1 protein-coding gene is annotated in these 373 nt (G+C 63.8%); it reads right to left on the bottom strand.

The annotated features are described in order from the left end of the window. A partial coding sequence (locus tag B3M52_RS08675; protein ID WP_286749417.1) for an HAD-IC family P-type ATPase occupies positions 1–373 on the bottom strand: 373 nt, incomplete at both ends.

The raw sequence follows: 373 nt of genomic DNA, 5'->3' as shown, positions 1-373 counted from the left end.
GGCGCATCGTTGATGCCGTCGCCTACCATTGCCACGGTATAACCTTTGCCCCGCATCTCGCTGACGATGGTGGCCTTGTCTTCCGGCAGAACTTCAGCGCGGTAATCGTCGATCCCGGTTTTCTCGGCAATGGCCCTGGCGGTGCCGTCGACGTCGCCAGTCACCATCATCACCCGGATGCCGGCGTCGTGCAGTCGCCGTATGGCGGCTTCCGAATCCTGTTTCACCGCATCGGCGACGCCGACCACTCCCAGCGCCTGATTGCCCAGGGCCAGGAACAGTGGGGTTCCGGCCTCGGCGGTGATGGCATTGGCCTCCTCCTGCAGTTCGGCCAGATCAATGTTCTCGCTCTCCAGCCAGCGGCGGTTGCCCA

The organism is Marinobacter sp. UBA2688 (genome assembly GCF_002352785.1).
Lineage (GTDB): Bacteria > Pseudomonadota > Gammaproteobacteria > Pseudomonadales > Oleiphilaceae > Marinobacter > Marinobacter salarius.
The sequence above is the reverse complement of the archived record's forward strand: the minus strand, read 5'-3'. Positions and strand labels throughout refer to the sequence as shown.